16 protein-coding genes and 2 tRNA genes are annotated in these 19,665 nt (G+C 61.8%); 7 read left to right on the top strand and 11 right to left on the bottom strand.

Going from position 1 to position 19,665, the window contains the following annotated elements:
* Positions 1-101 precede the first annotated feature (101 nt).
* Entirely contained in the window at positions 102-3,233 is a 3,132-nt protein-coding gene (locus LAN37_09505) for a multidrug efflux RND transporter permease subunit (GenBank protein ID MBZ5647444.1), read from the bottom strand.
* A 219-nt stretch (positions 3,234-3,452) separates the two neighbouring features.
* Positions 3,453-4,544 (bottom strand): efflux RND transporter periplasmic adaptor subunit, encoded by a 1,092-nt coding sequence (locus LAN37_09500; GenBank protein ID MBZ5647443.1) that lies wholly within the window; start codon positions 4,542-4,544, stop codon positions 3,453-3,455.
* A 406-nt stretch (positions 4,545-4,950) separates the two neighbouring features.
* Here LAN37_09500 and LAN37_09495 point away from each other — a divergent pair, with 406 nt between their 5' ends.
* Positions 4,951-5,682, top strand: coding sequence for a Crp/Fnr family transcriptional regulator (locus LAN37_09495; protein ID MBZ5647442.1), 732 nt, complete (start codon positions 4,951-4,953; stop codon positions 5,680-5,682).
* 122 nt (positions 5,683-5,804) lie between these two features.
* Here LAN37_09495 and LAN37_09490 read toward each other — a convergent pair.
* A tRNA-Gln gene (locus tag LAN37_09490) sits at positions 5,805-5,878 on the bottom strand.
* A 114-nt stretch (positions 5,879-5,992) separates the two neighbouring features.
* Between LAN37_09490 and LAN37_09485 the strand changes: the two genes are divergently transcribed.
* Together LAN37_09485 and LAN37_09480 are read left to right on the top strand one after the other, a co-directional pair.
* The gene (locus tag LAN37_09485; protein MBZ5647441.1) at positions 5,993-6,577 is read left to right on the top strand and encodes a hydrolase; all 585 of its coding nucleotides are present in this window, start codon (positions 5,993-5,995) and stop codon (positions 6,575-6,577) included.
* 87 nt (positions 6,578-6,664) lie between these two features.
* Positions 6,665-8,047, top strand: a complete 1,383-nt coding sequence (locus tag LAN37_09480) for an aminotransferase class I/II-fold pyridoxal phosphate-dependent enzyme (protein ID MBZ5647440.1) — start codon at positions 6,665-6,667, stop codon at positions 8,045-8,047.
* A gap of 83 nt (positions 8,048-8,130) precedes the next feature.
* Here the strand turns inward: LAN37_09480 and LAN37_09475 are convergent, their stop codons facing one another.
* Both LAN37_09475 and LAN37_09470 read right to left on the bottom strand, forming a co-directional pair.
* Complete coding sequence (locus tag LAN37_09475) at positions 8,131-8,466, bottom strand: GIY-YIG nuclease family protein (GenBank protein ID MBZ5647439.1); 336 nt, start codon at positions 8,464-8,466, stop codon at positions 8,131-8,133.
* Between the two features lie 223 nt (positions 8,467-8,689).
* Positions 8,690-9,385 (bottom strand): hydrolase, encoded by a 696-nt coding sequence (locus LAN37_09470; GenBank protein MBZ5647438.1) that lies wholly within the window; start codon positions 9,383-9,385, stop codon positions 8,690-8,692.
* 220 nt (positions 9,386-9,605) lie between these two features.
* Between LAN37_09470 and LAN37_09465 the strand changes: the two genes are divergently transcribed.
* Together LAN37_09465 and LAN37_09460 are read left to right on the top strand one after the other, a co-directional pair.
* The gene (locus LAN37_09465; protein ID MBZ5647437.1) at positions 9,606-10,517 is read left to right on the top strand and encodes a hypothetical protein; all 912 of its coding nucleotides are present in this window, start codon (positions 9,606-9,608) and stop codon (positions 10,515-10,517) included.
* Positions 10,518-10,668: 151 nt separating this feature from the next.
* Positions 10,669-11,292: a zinc-ribbon domain-containing protein gene (locus LAN37_09460; protein ID MBZ5647436.1), complete on the top strand. Its 624-nt coding sequence runs from the start codon at positions 10,669-10,671 to the stop codon at positions 11,290-11,292.
* A 1,023-nt stretch (positions 11,293-12,315) separates the two neighbouring features.
* Here LAN37_09460 and LAN37_09455 read toward each other — a convergent pair.
* Together LAN37_09455 and LAN37_09450 are read right to left on the bottom strand one after the other, a co-directional pair.
* Entirely contained in the window at positions 12,316-13,872 is a 1,557-nt protein-coding gene (locus LAN37_09455) for a SagB/ThcOx family dehydrogenase (GenBank protein MBZ5647435.1), read from the bottom strand.
* Between the two features lie 110 nt (positions 13,873-13,982).
* Positions 13,983-14,714 carry a flavodoxin family protein gene (locus tag LAN37_09450; protein MBZ5647434.1) on the bottom strand — a complete coding sequence of 244 codons (732 nt, stop codon included), beginning with the start codon at positions 14,712-14,714 and terminating at the stop codon, positions 13,983-13,985.
* A 153-nt stretch (positions 14,715-14,867) separates the two neighbouring features.
* Between LAN37_09450 and LAN37_09445 the strand changes: the two genes are divergently transcribed.
* Positions 14,868-15,686, top strand: a complete 819-nt coding sequence (locus LAN37_09445) for a sel1 repeat family protein (GenBank protein MBZ5647433.1) — start codon at positions 14,868-14,870, stop codon at positions 15,684-15,686.
* Between the two features lie 56 nt (positions 15,687-15,742).
* A tRNA-Met gene (locus tag LAN37_09440) sits at positions 15,743-15,819 on the top strand.
* 77 nt (positions 15,820-15,896) lie between these two features.
* On the opposite strand, the gene LAN37_09435 is transcribed toward LAN37_09440, so the two are convergent.
* The 4 genes from LAN37_09435 to LAN37_09420 form a co-directional block, all read right to left on the bottom strand.
* A complete protein-coding gene (locus LAN37_09435; GenBank protein ID MBZ5647432.1) occupies positions 15,897-16,772 on the bottom strand; it encodes a tyrosine-type recombinase/integrase in 876 nt (291 codons plus the stop codon).
* Between the two features lie 580 nt (positions 16,773-17,352).
* Positions 17,353-18,012: a hypothetical protein gene (locus tag LAN37_09430; protein MBZ5647431.1), complete on the bottom strand. Its 660-nt coding sequence runs from the start codon at positions 18,010-18,012 to the stop codon at positions 17,353-17,355.
* Positions 18,013-18,323: 311 nt separating this feature from the next.
* The gene (locus LAN37_09425) at positions 18,324-18,947 is read right to left on the bottom strand and encodes a hypothetical protein (protein ID MBZ5647430.1); all 624 of its coding nucleotides are present in this window, start codon (positions 18,945-18,947) and stop codon (positions 18,324-18,326) included.
* 98 nt (positions 18,948-19,045) lie between these two features.
* Positions 19,046-19,618, bottom strand: coding sequence for a hypothetical protein (locus tag LAN37_09420; GenBank protein MBZ5647429.1), 573 nt, complete (start codon positions 19,616-19,618; stop codon positions 19,046-19,048).
* Positions 19,619-19,665 lie beyond the last annotated feature (47 nt).

Genomic DNA, 19,665 nt, shown 5'->3' with positions numbered 1-19,665 from the left:
CGCTACGCTGCAAAGAAGCGCCACTATAACTCCGGGCTCCCGAATTGCAAGAGGAAAACCAATGTCGTGTGACGAGCCACATCTGGCATGCGCCGGGAACCTCAATCCGCCTGCTGTGCCTCCGGCTCTGCTGGCTCCCGCGCCGTCGCCGGCAGGATTCCGCGCACGATCACGTACAGGATAGGGATGATGAACAGGTTGAGGAAGGTGGACACGATCATCCCCCCGAATACCGTGGTGCCCACCGAGTGACGTCCCGCCGACCCTGCGCCCGTGGCGAACACCAGGGGCAGCACGCCCAGGATGAAGGCCACCGAGGTCATCAGGATGGGCCGCAGTCGCAGCCGCGCTGCCTCCACCGCGGACTCGAACAGCCCCATGCCGCGGGCCTGCAACTGCTCCGCGAATTCCACGATCAGGATGGAGTTCTTGCTGGCCAGGCCGATCAGCATCACCAGTCCTACCTGGCAGTACACGTCGTCCTGTAGCCCGCGCAGCGACTGCGCGCCCAGTGCGCCCAGGATCGCCATCGGCACCGCCAGCAGGATGATGAACGGCAGCACGAAGCTCTCGTACTGCGCCGACAGCGTCAGGTACACCACCAGCAGGCCCAGCCCGAACAGAACCAGCGACTGCCCGCCCGACTCCTTTTCCTCCTGCGCCAGTCCCGTCCATTCGTAGGAGTAACCCACCGGCAGGGTCTGCCTGGCCACTTCTTCCATCGCCTGGATCGCCTGCCCCGAGCTGGATCCCGGCGCGGCGCTGCCGTTGATCTCCGCCGTGCGGAACAGGTTGTAGTGGCTGATGATGCTCGGATTGGTCGTCTCTTTCACCCGCACCACGTTGTCCAGCGGCACCATCTGCCCCATGTCCGAGCGGACGTAGAACTGGCGCAGGTCCTTGGGTTGCCTGCGGAATTGCTTGTCCGCCTGCACGTACACGCGGTAAGAGCGGTTGTTAAAGTCGAAATCGTTCACGTACTGCGAGCCCATGTACACCTGCAGCGCCGAAGTGATCTGGGTGAAAGGCACGCCCAGGCTCTTGGCCTTCTCCCGGTCGATCTCGACCAGGAACTGCGGGTCCTGGGCGCTGAAGCTGGTGAACAGGCCTTGCAGATCCTTACGCTGGCTCGCCTTCCCCACCAAGGAGTTCAGGACCTGCTGCAGGTCTTCCATCGAAGCCGCGCCCGTCTGCTGGAGCTGGAACTGGAAGCCCCCGTACACGCCGAGTCCTTCGATCGGCGGCGGCTGGAACGGCACCACGAATGCTTCCGTGATCCCGGCCATCGGTCCGCGCACCGCATTGATCACCGCTTCCAGCGAATGCTCTTTCCCTTTGCGCTCGTCCATCGTCCTCAGGCTGGAAAAGATGAGGCCGCGGTTCGGTGCCGCGCCCGCGAAGCTGAACCCCGGCACCGAAAACACGCCTTCGATGTCCTTGTTCTGCGCCAGCATCGCCGAGGCCCGGTTGCAGACGTTGGTGGTGAACTCCAGCGATGCCCCCGGCGGCCCCTGCACCGCGGTGATGAACCATCCCTGGTCCTCGTCGGGCACGAAGCTGGTCGGCACCACCTTGTAGATCCAGTACGTCGCAGCCAGCCCGGCGAAGAACACCACCAGCACCAGCGCCCGCTGTGTCTCCAGCCAGTGCAGCCAGCCGGTGTACTTGCGCGTGCCGCCCTTCAGCAGCGCCTCGACCGCCCGGAAGATCGGGTTCTGGCCCTTGTGAAAGTGCTTGAGCAGCAGCGCGGCCAGCGCCGGCGTCAGGGTCAGCGCGTTGAACGCCGATAACGCGATGGAGAACGCGATGGTCAGCGCGAACTGCTGGTACATCCGCCCCGTCGTCCCCGGGAACAGCGACACCGGCAGAAACACCGCGATCAGCACCAGCGAGGTCGCGATCACCGCGCCGGTCACCTCGCCCATCGCCACCACCGTCGCCTGGCGCGCGTCGTGGATGCCTTCTTCGATGTGCCGCTCCACGTTTTCGATCACCACGATGGCGTCGTCCACCACCAGCCCCGTCGCCAGCGTGATGCCGAACAGCGTCAGCGTGTTGATGGAGAACCCGAACAGCTTGGCGAACGCGAAGGTTCCGACCAGCGACACCGGGATGGTGATCGCCGGGATCAGCGTGCTCCTCCAGCTTTGCAGGAACAGGAAGATCACCAGGATGACGATGAGGATCGCTTCCACCAGCGTCTTCAGCACTTCGCGGATCGATTCGCCGACCGCCGTGGTGGTGTCGAATGCGATCTGGTACTTCAGCCCGGGCGGGAATTGCTTGGCGAGCCTTTCCAGCTCGGCGCGCACGCCCTTGTCCACCTCCAGCGCGTTCGCGTTCGAGAGTTGCATCACGCCCACGCCCATCGCCTCGTGCCCGTTGAACGACAGGTTCGCATCGTAGCTCTCGGCGCCCAGCTCCGCGTGCCCCACGTCCCGCACTTGCACCAGCGAACCGTCCGGCGCGCGCTTCAAAACGATCGCTTCGAATTCCTTCGGGACGCTCAGCCGCCCCACCGCGCGCACGCTGATCTGGTACCCCTGCCCCGACGGCACCGGCGGCTGCCCCACTTGCCCCGCCGCCACCTGAACGTTCTGCTCGCGGAGTGCGTTCACCACGTCTTGGGCGGTCAGGTTGCGGCTCGCCATCTTCACCGGGTCCAGCCACAAGCGCATCGCGTACTTGCGCTCCCCGAAGATCATCACATCGCCCACGCCCTTCACCCGTTTCAGGGCGTCTTTGACGTACACGTCCAGGTAGTTGCTGATGAACAACGTGTCGTAGCGGGTATCGAGCGTGTAGAACCCGACCGCCAGCACGAACGATCCCGAGTTCTTGTTGACGTACAGCCCGGTGGTCTGCACCTCCTGCGGCAGACGCCCCAGGGCCGTGGAGGCGCGGTTCTGCACGTCCACCGCGGCGATGTCGAGGTTGCGGTTCAGGTCGAAGGTGGCGGTGATCGAACTGGAGCCGTCGTTGCCGCTGCTCGAGCTGATGTAGCGCATGCCTTCCGCGCCATTGATGGCCTGCTCCAGCAGCGTGGTGACGCTCGATTCCACCGCTTGCGCGTTGGCTCCCGTGTAGCCCGAGTACACCGACACCTGCGGCGGCGCCAGCATCGGGAACTGCGCGATGGGCAGCGTGGGGATGGCGATGGCGCCCGCCAGGATGATGAGCAGCGAACACACCGTCGCGAATACCGGCCGCCGTATGAAGAAGTTTACGAACATACAGAAACTTTCTGTGGCGTCATCCTGAGCGAGCGCGCCTGCCGCGCGCGAGTCGAAGAGCCTGCCCTGAGCGATGCCGAAGGGACCACTACACCAAAGTCTCCCGACCTGTCATCCTGAGGCACCTTGGTGCCGAAGGACCTCGGACCAGGCTGGCGCTGCGCACCTGTTGATCGGATTTCCGGTGCCCTCTGCCTGATCAAGATTGCGACTTGCGACTCACGACTCCGGGCTCACCGCCATTCCGTCCGCCAGCATCTGCACCCCGGTCGTGATCACCTGCTCACCGGGCTTGATCCCGTCCAGCACCACGTAGCTGTTGCCCACGATCTCGCCCAGGCGCACGGTCCGCTGCTTGGCCACCGCGCCGCTGCCCTGGTTTTCTGCCACGAAGGCGAACGTCTGCCCGCTCATGCGCGACACCGCTGTCACCGGGATCAGCGGCCGCGACTCCTGCTTCCAGATCACCCGCGAGTGCACCACCTGGTCGTTGCGGAACTGGCGCTTGGGATTCGGAACCTTCGCCTTGATCAGCAACAATTGGTTCTGTGCATCCACGCGCGGCGAGATGAAGGTGACGGCGACGCGCACCGCGACCTGGTCGTTGTCGTCCAGGATCTCGACCGGCGTGCCCAGGCGCACTTCGCCGGCCTTCTCCGCAGGCACCGAGAGGTACGCCTCCAGTTCGTCTCCTTTATCCAGGGTCGTCAGTACGGTCGAGTTGGTCACCCGGTCGCCGACCCGCACCGGGATGTCGCCGATCGTGCCCACCGCCGGCGCCTTCACCGTGAAATAGCGGAGTTGGACCTCCTGCTGCCGCACGTTGGCCTCCAGCGAATCCACATCTGCCTTCGCCGCATCGTACGCGCTCTGCGCCTGGTCCACGTCCTGTTTGCTGACCACGCCCGCCGCGTAGAGCTCCTTTTTTCGCGCCAGGTCCGTCCTGTCCCATTCCAGCGTCGCCAGCTTCGACTTCCGCGTCGCCTCCTGCGAGTTCACCGTCGCTTCCTGTTTCCGTGGATCGATCTCCAGCAGCGCCCGCCCCGGCTGCACCTGGTCGCCCGATTTCACGAAGATGCGCGTGATCTGGCCCTCCACTTCCGGCTGCAGCACCGCCGCGTTCCGCGACTTCAGGGTCGCGAGGTATTCCGTGGATTGGCCCACCGCCTGCGCTTCCACTTTCTGCACCTTCACTTTTATGGCGGTGCGCGGATCTCCGCCTGCCGACTGCGCTGTCTTGCCGCAACCGCTCACGGCGACGCTCAGCAGCAGCAGCGGCGTGCCCACCCGCGCTATGAAGCCCAGCGGCATCAGTTCCTCCAATCCGGACAGCTCCTGCCTTGCTTAGACAATGATGATACGCAACGGGATACGATTCGACATCGGGAGGGGCCGGCTCCCGCGCCAGGATGGAAGGGACGCAAGTCGCCACGTATAGCGCAGGAAAACGCGCGCTGTCAACTCGGTCTCCAGCGCGAGCAGGGTCCCGGGGGAGAAAGGGATCTTGCCCATTACCACGGGGGCTGCGCGATTGACTCGGCCGCAGCGCGATGCTACCTTTCATCCCCTCCTCGGGGTGGGGATCTGCGCATTCACGACGGGACCACTTCAGACGAAAGGGTTGTCTCTGCCTACCATGAAGAACTCTGTAACGACTGAGTGCCAGGAAGGCTCTGAGCCTCTAGCCAGCATATCCTTCTGCAACCTGCCAAAGGACATGGCGGCAGAACTTAGAGCCATTAGCCACACCATTCCCTACCCGGCACGCACTGTCGTTTTCGTCGAAGGTCAGGCGCCTCCGGGCGTTTTCATTCTCCGTCGTGGCCAGGTGAAGCTCTCGCTGCGCGACTTTGACGGTGAGACATTGATCTTGAAGGTTGCGCACCCCGGCGAAGTGCTGGCGCTGAGCGATGCCGTCTCAGGCAAGAACTGCCAGCTAAGGGCCGAGACACTCGGTCCCTGTGAGATCGACTTCGTGGAGCGCGAGCACTTCCTGCATTTCGTGCAGGCTCACGAGGAGATCTGCCTGCTCGTCGCGATGGAGCTCAGTAACACATTCATGAGTACCAACCACTGGATGGGCTCTCTTGTCCTGGCGCGCTGGGTAGCGCCCAAGGTTGCCTACTTGCTGTTGGATTGGGCGCGGGCCAGTGGCGAGACGCGCCAACCCGTCCACCTTGAGCTCCTCCTGACCTACGAAGAGATCGGACAGATGGTCGGCGCCGCCCGCGAGACGGTCAGCCGCGTGTTGTCCGACTTCCAGAAAAAACGCCTCATTCGGTTACATGGTTCGTCGCTGCTCATACTCGATAGAGCTTCGCTGGCCGCGATCGTGAAGGCTGGGAGAAAGAAGTCTCCGGGCGGTCGTTCGCGAGCGCTGCGCCAGCCGGCCTGCTGCCCCTCGAACCCGGCGGCCCCGCCCGCGCGTGTGCCGGCGGCCGGCGCCTGAACTCCGTGCGGCGACTCTGAACACTTTCGAGCTTGAGCCGCTTTGCGGGCGGGAGCCCGCAAGAGAAATCCTGAGGCCCTCGGCCGAAGGACCTCTTCGGAAATGAAGTCCTGAGAAGACTTTGGCTGCCCCCCAGGGATTCGAACCCCGATATGCTGATCCAGAGTCAGCTGTCCTACCATTGAACGAGGGGGCAGCGCAGCGGGACAGCTCCGATTCTATTGGCGGTGGCGCAGGCGGTCAACTCTGCGCGTAGAATGGCGGACAACTCTTGTTGTGAGAAGGAGCGTGTATGGCTGCCGGAAGCATCATGGTCACGGAACCGGACATCACCGAGATCGCGCGCAAGCCGCTGGTGGCGGACAAATGCGCGCTGGTGGTGGTGGACATCCAGGAAAAACTGCTGCCGCCGATCTTCGAGAAGGAGCGCATGGTGCGCAACTCGCAACTGCTGATCCGCCTGGCGCACATCCTGAAGCTCCCCATCCTGGCCACCACGCAATACGTCAAAGGGCTGGGGCCGATCATCCCCGAGATCGCTTCCCTGCTCGAGGGCGTGCAGCCCATCAACAAGATGGAGTTCGGCTGCTTCAACAACTCCGAGTTCTGCTCGGCGGTGAAGCAGCTTCCCGGACAGCGCAACACCATCCTGGTGTGCGGCATGGAGTCGCACATCTGCGTCACGCAGACGGTGCTGGGCGCGCTCGACCAGGGATACATCGTCCACGTGGCGTCGGACGCCATCAGCTCGCGCGCCGAGTCCAACTGGAAGGTCGGGCTGAAGCGCATGCGGCAGGCGGGCGCCGTCGTCTCCTCCACCGAGATGGCGATGTACGAGCTGATGCGCGCCAGCGGCACCCCGGTGTTCAAGGAAATGCTGCAGCACCTGAAATGAAGTACTCAGTACTCAGTACTCAGTACTCGGTACTCGGTACTCGGTACTCAGCAGGGATTCGTCCGCGCGTCGGCGAAAGGTATTCTTATGAAAGGCACTCTTAAGAACGGCAGGAAAACGATTTCAAAGAATGGGTCGAAAGAGGGCGGCACGAAATCTGCCGCGCGCAACGGCTACGCCATCCGCACCAAGCTGATCCACGGGACGTCGAAGTCGTCGAAGTGGGATTTTTCCCACCACGTCGTTCCACCCATGACCTCGTCGGCGACGTTCCGGCTGACTTCGGCGCACCGCGGCGCGCAAGGGTTCTTCGAGTTCGCCTGCGACCGCGTTGACGTCAAGCGACACGTCCCCATCTACATCTACGACCGCCTGGACGAGCCCACGCGCGGCATGCTGGAGGAGAACCTGGCTGCGGCCGAGCAGGGCGACATTGCCGTCTGCTTCTCCACCGGGATGGCGGCCATCACCGCCGCCATCAACGTGCTGGTGCGCGCCGGCGACGAGGTGCTGGCCCACGACACGCTCTACGGCTGCACCTACTCGTTTCTGACCAACTGGGCGCCGCGACAGGGGGTGCACGCGCGCTTCGCCAACATGCGCGATACGGCGGCTCTGGCAAAGTCCATCACGTCCAAGACCCGCGTCGTTTATTTCGAGACCCCGGTCAACCCCACGCTGGAGCTGATCGACATCCCCGCGGTGCGCGGCGTGGTGGAGCGCGCCAACAAAGGACGCAAGGAGCACGAGCGCATCCACATCGTGGTGGACAACACCTTCGCCACGCCCTACTGCCAGCGCCCGCTCACCCTGGGCGCGCACGTGGTGGTGCACTCGCTCACCAAGGGGATCGGCGGATTCGGCACCGACATGGGAGGCGTGGTCATCGGCCCCAAATCGCTGCACAACGTGCTCTTTCTTTATCGAAAAGATTACGGCGGAGTGCTCTCGCCCAAGGCGGCGTGGAACGTGCTGGTCTTCGGGCTGCCCTCGCTGGCGGCGCGCATGGCGAACATGCAACGCACCGCCTGGCACGTCGCCAACTTCCTGGAGAACCATCCCAAGGTGGAGCGCGTGCTGTATCCCGGACTGATCTCGTTCCCGCAGCGTGAGCTGGCGGAGGCGCAAATGCACGACTACCGCGGCAAGTTCGCGCCGGGTTCCATGATCTACTTCACGGTCAAGGACAAGAAGGGCGACAACGCGGGGGCGGAGCGCTTCATTGATTTCATCGCCGACAACGCCTACTGCGTGACCCTGGCCGTCAGCCTGGGACAGGTCAAGACCCTGATCGAGAACCCGTACTCGATGACCCACTCCGCGTACCAAGCCGCCCGAGGCTCGGCGGGCAAGCAACTGGAAACAGCGGGCGCGCGCAGCATCGAGCCCGGCGGCATACGTCTATCCATCGGCCTGGAGGACCGCCACGACATCATCGCGGACTTGGAGAAGGGGCTGGCGGTGGTGTAATAGGGTGTCATCCTGAGCGAGGCGCGACCCGATTTTGGGCGCGCCGAGTCGAAGGACCGCTACCCGGAAAAATTCTCCTGGCGTCATCCTGAGCGAGGCGCGACCTGGGTTTGGGCGCGTCGAGTCGAAGGACCCCTACCGTACCACTCCCGGCTCAGATCCTCCCAATGCGGGTTCATCTTCTCGACCAGCGCGATCTTCTTCGCGCGCCTCCACCCCTTCAGTTGTTTCTCCCGCTCTATCGCGTTGCCGATCTCGTAGAAATTTTCGTAATGCAGCAACCGGTGGACTCCGTAGCGCTTGGTGAACCCATCCGCCATCCCGTTCTTGTGCTCCCACACGCGACGAGCAAGGTCGTTGGTGACGCCGATGTAGAGCGTACCGCTCAGGCTCCCGACGATATAGACTGCGTACACTATAGGGGTCCTTCGACTCGCGCCGCCGAGGCGGCGGCACTCGCTCAGGATGACACCATCAAGTGTGGGTGCCGTCGAAGGGTACCGCTGTGACAGCGCTCACGCGCACCTGTGTCCCATCGGCCTGGAAGACCGGCACGACATCATCGCGGACCTGGAGAAAGGGCTGGCGGTGGTGTGAGGACCACCGCCACCTCGCCCAAACAGCTTCCCGCTACTTGTGTGATCACGCCGCCTTGTCCGCGGTAAACTCCGGATACTTGGTCTCCGGGGCGCCGTGCACCATGGTGTAAGCGTATTCCACGCCCACGCCGTACGCTCCCAGGTGCCGCTTCACGATGTCGATGACCGCGTCGTAGGTGTCCTTTTCCGCCCAGTCGCGCTGCCATTCGAGCATCACGGAGAGAGCGGTCACCGGTTTCGCGCCGGCCTGGATCACCCGCTTCATGGCATTGTCGTGAGAGAGCTGGTTCACGTCGCCACAGCAGTCCTCGACCACGTACACCTCGTAGCCGTCGTGAATGGCCTGAATGGTCGGCAGCGCCACGCAGGTCTCCGTCCACAGACCCGAGAGGACGATCTTCTTGCGTCCGGTCTTCTGGATAGCGGCGACGAAGTTCTTGTCGTCCCACGAGTTCATGGTGGTGCGCTCGATGGGCTTCTGGTCGGGGAAAATGGCCTGGACCTGCGGCCACATGTTGCCGCTGAAGCTCTTGGTCTCGACCGTGCTGAGCACGACCGGCACGTCGAAGACGCGCGCGGCTTTCGCCAGCACGATGTTGTTGTTGATGATGCTCTGGCGGTCGAAATTGGCGACGCCAAACAGCATCTGGGGTTGGAGATCGATGATCGCCACCACGCTGTTGGCCGGGGTGAGCAATCCTTTTTCGCTGCGCTTTGCGCGGCGTGTCTTGTTCGGCATGATTTCCTCCTTAATCTGTCTTTTGTCTGCGCGTGCCCAGGTCCCGTTGAAAGCGTTATAGATGGGAGGAACGGTGTGCGGGTTCAGACTTTGTTCGAAGCGCTAGAGCAGGGTCAAGCCGGGGGAATAGGTCTATCATCGGCCTGGAGGACCGGCACGACATCATCGCGGATTTGGAGAAGGGGCTGGCGGTGGTGTAGGAGCAGTTTGAGATGAAGATATGAAATACGCGATTACACGGCAAGTCATCGGTTGCAAGACACAGGTATCAATTGAACATTCAGAGTTCGAGGCTATTCGTGTTGCCTCACGTCGTCTTGTTGGATTACTGCAAATCGAAGCAGACTACGACATTTTGGTTGGGAATTACGTGGATCTGGAAGTTACCGCGCTATCCCTCGCGGCTGACGGTTTTGTGAGATTCCGCCAATCCCGAACTGACTTTGATCGGGACCACAGGCGAATGAATAGGGTAATCGCAAACCTGCTCTCATCGGCAAGAGCCTACATCGATCACACCCATCACAATGTTTCCTCATTGCTAAATTGTTCGGCGACAGAACGGGCAAGCGTTCGACGGTTATTCGGAAAGGAATATGCTGATTCACTGAGCTATCGCGTTATCGAAGCACTGCGCAATTACACTCAGCATTGTGGTCTGGCTAGCCAGAGTTTCGGTTATAGCTTGCGCTGGACGGGACCGCCTGATGACGGTAATGAGCGGCTCCTGTGTGGGCTCTCTGTGAACCTAATCGTTAAGGAAATACGAGCCGACGGGCAGTTCAAGACCACCGTGCTGGATGAACTGGAACGGGCCGAGGGTGATTCAGTTCCATTGTTGCCCCATATTCGTCGATATGTTGCGAGTCTCTCCTCGATAAATGAGGAGATACGAACAGTCTTCGCGCCGAAGAAAAAAGCATGGGGCGACACCCTCAAGGAGTTCATCGCGCGATACCGCGCTGTGAGTACCGACGGGCACGATGTCGGTTTGGCCGCAGTTGCACTCAGGGAAGACGGTACCGCCGCAGAATGGATCTCGCTAGGTGCTCAACTACAGGAGCGGGTTGAAAAGCTGCAGGCCACGAACCGGAAGTTAGTCAACCTGCACAAAGTCCAAGTTATTAGTTGAAACGCAGGCGACCGTCGTTGACTCCTCGGCGGCCAAGCGGACTTGAATATCGCCCAGCCATCCCTTGTTCCGGTTTCAGAACATCCAGAAAAACATAGGCCTCGGCTGATTCTGCGTAGTAGCATTCGCACAATCATCTCGGAGGTGTGACGTGTTTTGCCACAAGTGCGGAACGGATGTGCAGGATGATTCATTCTTCTGTCGCAAGTGTGGCACCGCAATAGGTGAGCCGTCGAAGGTCGGCGTGCCTCGAGGAGCAGCGGCAGCATCACCCGCACCGTCTCCACAGGTGGTGTATGCGCCGGTTCGACCAAAGCCGCACATTGCTCTGTGGATATTGTTGCCGGTCCTGCTTCTCGTCGTGTGGTGGGCGGCATCAAGCACGAGTCCAGGCGCACAGCAGCTCCGTCAAGCTGCTACTCAAACCCAAACTCAAACCATCGTGAACACAGCGTTCACCGTTAATGCGAGCAGCTATCGATATTACAAATTTATTGTTCCGACAGGAGCAGGTCGCCCTCGTGTACGTGGACGCTTTAGCGCGACGGGGGGAATGGGCAACGATATCGAACTATTCGTACTCGATGAAGACGGGTTCGTAAACTTTCAGAATGGCCACTCAGTGCGAACCCACTTCAACAGCAACAAAGTCACCCAGGGCAGCGTCGACGCAGGCTTGCCTGGTGAAGGAACTTACTATCTCGTCTTCAATAACAATTTTTCGCTGCTGACACCAAAGGCTGTGACCGCCAACCTAACGCTCGAGTGGAGATAGGCGGGTGGCCCGTCCTAGCCCGGGTGTGGCTAGGGCGGGGATGTTTGCCTGAGATATCCGTCGTCCCTACGGGCTTCGGGACTTCGTCCCTCGTCCGGGCTGAAGCCCGGAACTACCTCTATGCGCCCTTTTCCCAGGACTTCCCCTTCGACTCCGCTCAGGGCAGGCTAACTGCCTGGGCTAACCTTCCGCCGCGCCGATGGCGCTGCATCATCTTCTACGCATGAGCCCGCTTCAGCGGGCGACAGAATCTAGCCCCGGGCGCGGTAGGCCCGGGCTCGGTAGCTCAGGGCTTCAGCCCTGAGTCGCATCGCGACCCCGGGATTCGCGGACTTTAGTCCGCGAACCAGGGGTAGGCATCCCACAAAATCCCCGAGCCCCTTCAGGGACGGCACAGGGGCGCGAGGGCGTAAGCCCGTGCGCCTCACACCGTCGCAGCTCCCGCTTTTCCCCTCGTGCCCCTTCGTGGTCCGTTGTGGCCTTTGTGTTGAGGCTTTTCCCGATTCTTCTACCCCTGTCCGTAAGTCACTGAAAGCAAACCACCGCGCCAAATCTGGATTTGTATAGCTTTAAGCTATGTCAAGAACTTTATTTTCGTGCCCCGTAACCCGCTGACTCTGCTGGCCCTTCTCCTCGATGCCCCGGCGCCCACAATGCTTTGACTTGCTATTCTGGATGTAGCGAGCCTCGTGCCTGCTCCGCTGCCATCCGCAACGCCGGTTCTTTGACAATTCCTTTCTCGCACACGACAGTGCCGCCGGTTCCCTAGCTACTAACTGCTAGCTACCAGCTACCAAGTCGAGGCGTTTGGCGGGCGTGAGGCATAGCCGGGTGCCCGCCGCCGAGACCCTGAGCGTCGCCGAAGGGTCTACTGACCCTCTTGATATCAAGAGCTAACTCCTTTGTTTCGACTGATGACGGTAGGGGGGAGGGGGGCCCAATCTGAAGCGCTCCTGCGACCTGGCACTTCTGTCCTGCCCTGACCGACGCCCAGCGGCCGGCAAGATCCTCAGATCGCAGATTTCAGATCCGTGCGTCGAGAGCGGTGCGCTTCCGCGGCTTGCCGAGGGCGACCAGGAAGATGGCGCTCTTCCCCGCCGCATGAGGCGAGAAGAAGTTGACCACGTCGTCGTCGAAGAAGGTCAGCCCGGTCGCTCCCAGGCGCTGGGCGTATGCCGCCAGATACATCTTGCCCCCGACGATGCCGGCTTCCAGTTGGGCCGCGCGGTAGCCGCGATTGCCGAACCTCTCCAAAATGATGCGGAGGTCCGCAAAAAAGAAGATGTCCACGCAGGCTTCCGCGGGCAGCTCCTGCTCGAGTCCGAGGTGGTAGGCCTCGGCTCGGAAGTCACCTGCCTTCAAAAGCTCCAGCGATCGCGTGTCGCGGCGGGAAAAGTAGGCGCCCGGTCTCAGGCCGTCGACAGCGTGCGCGATCAGATAAAGGTCGTTGAGCTGCGCACCCGGCGGAACAAGAAAATCGGCTGCCACACCGCGAGTCGAGCGATCCAGGATGGTGGAGAGTTGCGGCAGAGTGAGCGATTCATTCCGATCGAAGTTGCGGGTCGAGCCGCGCCGCAAGATGACCTGCTCGATCGTGTCATTCGGCTGATCTGCCTCGGCCAACGGCGCGAGGTGCACTTCCTGGTTTGCCGGGCGCGGCGGTGGCACGACTAGAGGAATCTCGCGCCATTGCCGCACTTCCTGCTCCGACCGCAGCGAGGACGCCGCATGCATCTCCAGCATCGCGGGGTATTCGACCTCGCGACGGGAGAGTGGGACACTTTCCAAACCCAGCGGCGGCACATCCGCCGGCGGAGGCAGAGCCGGCGCAGATACGCGCCCCACCGGCACCAGGCAAAACGAGACCTCGCGTGCGGTGTCGAGGTCGAGCAAACGGTTCATCTCGGCATCCACGAATCCGAGAACGACCTGGGCGGGCAAGCCCGAGGCGGTGGCGGTGGCCAGCATGTTCGCCAGCAGCGTGCCGTTGTCCCAGCCGAAATGGCGATAGGTCCGCGCCTGATATTTCCATGCATTCCGCCAGTAGGTGCCGGTGCAGATGATGGTGGCGGGAGCGTGGGCCACCGCCGGCTCGTCCGCTGTGGCCCGAGCCAGGTTGCCGCGAAAATCTCCCCTGCGCAGGCGCCGCAGGGCGACGTCCGCCGGGCCAAAGTGATAGACGCCGGCCTCCAGGCCGGGGAGATCGCCACACACCACATACAACTCGATCTCGTAAAGAGCCCCGGTGCAGGCTGCGGCGCGAAAGTAAATATCGCCGCCCGGAGACGACCGGCCCTTGGTGATGCCGGCGGAAAAATAGAGGATGCGCGCCAGGTCTTGCAGCTCGGGCACAGAATCCTGGTCGCGCGAAAGCGCCACTTGGGAGATCGCCGACAGAGCGGCCACTCCCGTCTGGGACACATCCCGAGGCAGAGCCAGCGGCTCGATCGCCGGATAGATCTTGAACGGCAGCGGCCGATTCGGCCAGTCCAGGAAGTGTGGATTGTTACGAACACTCCAGTACGAGTGCTTGGTGCCGTCGTGGTACGCCCACGCTGCCTGGAGGTCGCGATTGTTCATGGCCCTGCGGTTCCACCCTCATCGGCGAATGCCGCGTTGATTGTACGGCTTTGCCGAGCGGGCGGAAGGACCGGGGCGCTATCATCGCGGATTCGGAGAAGGGGCTGGGGCTAGGCGCTCATCTTGGCGTAGGCGTCCAGCTCCTGACGGAATTTCTGGTTGGCGTGGTGCAGGTAGTCCTGCAGCGGGAGCAGAGGGCGGCTGACGATGTGCAAGGTGTCCGGCGAGATGGCGCCGCTGGACACGAGCTGGCGGCCGGCCTCCTTGGCGGCATCGAGCACGTCGCGCACGGGAGCTCCCATCTCCAGCAGGACCGACAGCGCGGGGGCGTGCGGGCGCAGCAGCGCGCCGGCGAACTCGTAGCCGATCACTCGGCACAGCATCTCCATCTGGGCCAGCAGGGGATCGAAGTTGTCCATCTCCCAGAAACCGCACGTGGATACCAGGACGATCTTGGAAAGCCGCACATCCGGACGAGTGGGATGTGAGCAATGTCCGTCGCGCAGGGTGATGTAAGGCTCGGCCAGGGGCAGGATCCGGTCCATGAGGTTCTTCATCGGCCCGGAGACACCCCAGACATACACCGGAGTAGCGAAGACCCAGACGTCGGCGGCGCGCAGCTTGGGGTGGAGCGTCTGCATGTCGTCTTCCTGGAAGCAGTGGCCCGGGGTCTTCAGCCAGCAGTTGAATTCGCCCTGGCAGGGATGGATGTCGAGCTTCCTCGTATAGAATAGCTCGACTTCGCCGCCGGCCTCGGCGACGCCGTCCAGAAACGGCTGAAGGATGCGGGCGGTATTGCCCTTTTCCATCAGGGGACTGCCATTGAACGCGAGCACTTTCATGGCGGCTTCTCCTTCCGTATCAGTCTCAATTCTTCTCCCGGAGCAGAGGACGCCGCTGTGACCCGGGTCACGCACCCGTGCCCATTACTTCCGGCACATCCCGCGCGCGACTTCGTGCGGGCCAGCGGTTTAGACTGCGGCAGGAGGAGTCCCATGCGGGCGGCATCCTTTCTTCTTCTTCTAGTGATCTCCGCGGTCCTCGTATCCCCTGATCTCGCGCCGGCACAAACGAAATCATCGCCGCGTACGGCGCAGCAGATGTTCGAGCGCGGGATGAACCTGATCACCGGCACCGGCGTCAACCGGAACGATATCGAGGCGGTGAATTACTTCCGCCGCGCCGCCGAGGCGGGATACGCGCCGGCGCAGACTGTCATGGGATATCTCTACGAGACCGGAACCATGGTATCCAGCGAACCGCAGATGGCAGCGCAGTGGTACGCCAAGTCTGCCGCGCAGAACGACCGGTTGGCGCAGTGGGTGCTAGGGCGAATGTACCTTTCGGGAAACGGCCCGATGCGCGACCGCAACCAGGCCATGAATTGGCTGCGTCAGGCGGCCGAGGCCGGAGATCCGTTCGCCGCGCTGTTGATGGGCGAAGCTGAGGAAGAGATCGAACCCGGCCCCGCGGTGCCGTGGTATCGCCAGGCGGCGCAGCAGGGATTGCCCGAGGCGCAGGCGCGTCTGGGACGCCTGCTGGCCAGCGGGCGCGTGGGGGCTCCGCAAAAGTACGAAGCTTATGTCTGGCTGCTGGTGAGCTTCGAGAACGGCAACAGCGGCGTGGGCGATGACTTGCGGCGGATCGAGACCGATCTGGGATCGACCCGCGTCGAGGAAGCGAAAGTCGAAGCACGCAAGCTGCGCGACAGCACGCTGCGCGCGGCGGTCGCCAAAGGCTGTACCGGATGGGACGGCGAGCTCAGCGCTCTGCCCAGCACGCCTCCGCCCAAGTTGCAGGCCATGTGCCGGTGAGCCTTGATTTGCTGCCGATGGTTTGACCGCTTGCAGCCCATCCGCTAGTATTGACCTGCGGGGTGGAGCAGTCTGGTAGCTCGTTGGGCTCATAACCCAAAGGTCGGTGGTTCAAATCCACCCCCCGCAACCAAACGGACGCTGAGGGCTAAACCCGCAAGCGTCCTTTCTTCTTTTGGTTGCAAGCCAGAGTGCATCTGCCACTTCCCTTCACTGAATGACGGTTTCGGCCTTCTTGTTCCCAATTTTGGGAACAGTTGGGAACAGATCGCCAAAAATCGCCCTTTCCAACGCCAGCGCCGCCCCACGTTCGGCTTCCGCAGCCGTATGGGTATAGACGTTCGCGGTCATGTCGATTGTGGAATGCCCGAGCAGCTTCTGGGCGAGTTTCAGATTGCCCGTCTCCGCGTTGATGAAGCTCGCTGCGGAGTGGCGGAACGTATGCAGGCCGGCACAGCGTGAGCTACGTGGAATCTGTAGCCGATCCAATGCCGGGTACAACACATCCCTGCGGATGACGTCAGGATTCAAGGGAGCGCCGTCCGGTTTACAAAAGACAAAGTCTTCGTCTGAGCCGTGGGCGGTAGCGCGACGATGCTCTTGAAGGGTCAGCTTCAGAGCCTCGCCAAAATACACGGTCCGAACGCTGCCCTCCGTCTTAGGCGGCAGGAGCTGGCCATTCCACACGCTCTGCCGAATCTCCAGCTTGCCTACGTCCAGATCGACATTCTTCCACCGCAGGCCAAGCAGTTCCCCAAGCCTGGCACCCGTGAGCGCTGCACAAACGAAGAACGCACGGTGATCGCGACGGACCGCGTCCAGAATGGATTTGAGCTGAGCGGCCGTCCAAATCGGTTTCTCGCTTCTCACCATCTTCGGTTTGTGTTTCTGTCTCACGGGAGACCGAAGCACGACATAGTTGTCGACCGCCAATGAAAACACGCTGCCGAGCAGCGCCAGTTCATTCCTCGCGGTCTTCGGAGACACGCCCGATGTCAATCGCTCCTGCATAATGCTCTCAATGTGCAGTGGCGAAACCTCGGCCATGCGAAGAGCTCCGATTCGCGGAAGAATGTGGTTCTTCAAGCCTGACTCGTATGCGCGCCGTGTAGACGGTTTAGCGCCTCGTCTTTCCAAGTAAGGGCGCCCATACGCTTCCACGAAAGCATTCACAGTCAGGTCCTCCGGCTGATGTGGGCGGTTTGTTGCTTCCCTGATTCGCTTATCCAGCTCCGCACGAGCCGCCTTTTTGTTGCTTAGACCACGTAAGGTCTCTCTCTTGTGGATCCATTTGCCGTCCAAACCACGGATGCGGTACCGGATGGTGAACACCTTTCCGTATCGGCGTGTCCCTCGTCAGCGACAGTGGGACAGATTGAAACCAGCCTTAAGCTACAGATCTGTAAGGTTCCGTTTGCCCAACAACGGGAGTAGGCTTCCGCAGCCTGCTCGCTTCGCTCACACCCTATTCTGCCGTACTTCGACTTCTAGCGATAAATGCTCGCCCCCGTGATCCGTTGCCGCCGGCAGTTTGAGATTTGCGGATCAGCAGTTTGCGGCTGTCGCTCGGCAGGGGCTTCTGGAACACCCTCACCTGCGGCAGACCCAGCCACTGCTGAGATGACATCGCCGCCAGCATCCTCCCTAGCCTGCGCTGGCTAGCCGGCTAGAACGAGATGGTGATCGCAATCCCCGGGCCAGGATGCCTGCGGTTGTACATGTAGTAGCCATCATTATCGTAATCCACGTAAACGTCGTCGGTTTCGTACCAGTTCTCTCCCCAGAATTCTTGCCACGGGTCAACAAGACTGAACCAATAACCACCGTACTGGAAGCGCGGATACCCGCCAACAACCATGAAGGGCAGGCTGTAGATGCGGAATCCGTGATCGCGACCGTAGTAGCTACGGAAATATCCGTCGTCAATGCGGTAGCCGTTGGAGCCACCGCGTTGCTGCCAGGTGCGGTGTTCGGACTGCCAGCTTTCTTGTGCGCGATGCTGCTGCCAAGCTCCCCGCTGTTCGCGTTGCTGTTCTGGCGTGGCCTCTTGCTGCTGCTGGGCGCGCTGTTGCTGCTGTTGTTCAGGCTTGGCTTGCTGTTGCTTGCCCTGCTGCTGCTCGGGCTTGGCCTGCTGTTGCTTGCCCTGCTGCTGCTCGGGTTTGGCTTGCTTGGCGGGCTGGGCTTGCTTTTCAGGCCTGCCCTGCTTTTCGCCCGGCTGCTCCTGCTTCTGCTTTTCGCCTTGCTGCTCCTGCTGTGCGTAGACAGGCGCAGTGGCTCCGATGAGTAAAGAGAGAACTGCTGTGCTGATGACTCCAAGTCGTTTCATGCTCGTTGCCTCGGTTGCAGCTTAAATGCAGCAAAGTCGATGGACTGTCTCCTCTTGACCACTTGGGAAACTGTCGACCCGGTCACGAATTCTGCGATTGGTGGGGTCGGCTAACTGAACAATTGGGAAGCCACCCGGTCAGTGCGAAGAAATCTCTTCTCACCAACAATCCAAGTTTCGCGGGTCATCAGGTGAGAAAGGCTGTTCTCAACAACACCCAGGCGCCACGACCGTATCGGGCCCTGCTCGGGCGCGGCAAATCAGCGCAAGGAATGCTTCCGCGCTCCCTTTGACTTTCGAGTACCGACGGTTTACTTTCCCGCGCCCGTCATCGTCATCGGGCGGCTCAACTCGATGGTGATCTCCGAGCCCGCGGGCAACTCCGCGGAATGACGCTTGGTCAGCCAATGCGCCATGGTGACACTGGCGCCCACGGTTGCGCCGATCAGCGCGCCCTTGCCGCCGCCGGCCAGCGCCCCCACGCCAAGCCCGGCCCCGGTGCCGATCGCGATCTCCTTCTTGTCCCCGCCCGTCGCTCCCGCACCCTTGATCTTGCCTTCGTCGGTGACCCTGGTGCCGGAGTGCTTGTCCGTATCCACCACCACGGCGCTGATGTTGAACTTGTTTCCGTCCGGCATGGTCAGCAGGTCCGGACGCAGGTCGATCTCCGGCACGCCCTTGATGCGCCGCGGCTCCGAGATCTTCGCCACGTGCCCCTCGATGGCCGCGCCCACCGGGATCACGACCTTGTTCTCGATCATCACCGGCTCGGTCACGCGCCCGGCGAAGCTGTCACCCACCTTGGTCGTGCGCGTCGAGATCGGCGTCTCCAGTTTCATCTTTACTCCGGTGCCCGCCGGCAACGACAGCGTCTGCGCCGCCGCCATTCCCGCCAGCAGCATCGCCATTAGCACCACGCCTAACGCTCTCTTCATCCTGCCTCCTTCGATTTTCATCTCCAGCCGGAAACTTCTCTTGTTGGCCCTTTTCGGCCTTCTCCACCGTCGCTGGCGCGGTCGGGATGACAGCGGAGTCAGTGATTGCTGGGCTGTTTCGGAGTCAGATCGCAGGCACGCTTCACCCGGGCAAGATCAAGGCCAGCGGGCGAGAATTCCGCGATCTCGCGGCCTCTTCGTCCGCGGATTTCCACCTTGAAGACGTGAGCTCCGATCAACTCGCGCGTGGTGCCTTTGTCCATGGAGAGGAACCGGCCACGAATCCAGTTCCAGCCGTGATAGTGGTGCGTGTCGTCGACGCGCACCCGGACCTCCATCTGGGGCTGTCCCCAAAAGCCGGGACGGTTGGGCGGGCCCAGCCGCATGCCGGGATTGAAGTCGGCGTAGGTGTACTTGCCATTGGTGCAGACGAGTTCGATGCGAGGCTTGTAATCCGGGTCTTCGCTCAAGTAGTTGTCCGCCAGAAGTTCAAAGCGGACCCTCTTGGCGGCGGTCATCTTGTCTTCGGAATGGAACTCGATCCACTTGCCGCCGGCGCCGACGCCGTCACTTTCGCCCTGATAAGGGCTCATGACGCGGCTCTGGGCGCTGGCTGACAACGCCGCCGCGCAAACCACCGCGAAGACTGCAAAGAACGCATGCGTAGACAAGGACCGACGGTTTTCCCGTTCAAAGAATTGCAGTGCTTTCAAGGTCG

It is taken from the genome of Terriglobia bacterium (assembly GCA_020073495.1).
In the GTDB taxonomy this organism is placed as follows: domain Bacteria; phylum Acidobacteriota; class Terriglobia; order Terriglobales; family Acidobacteriaceae; genus JAIQFD01.
The sequence above is the reverse complement of the archived record's forward strand: the minus strand, read 5'-3'. Positions and strand labels throughout refer to the sequence as shown.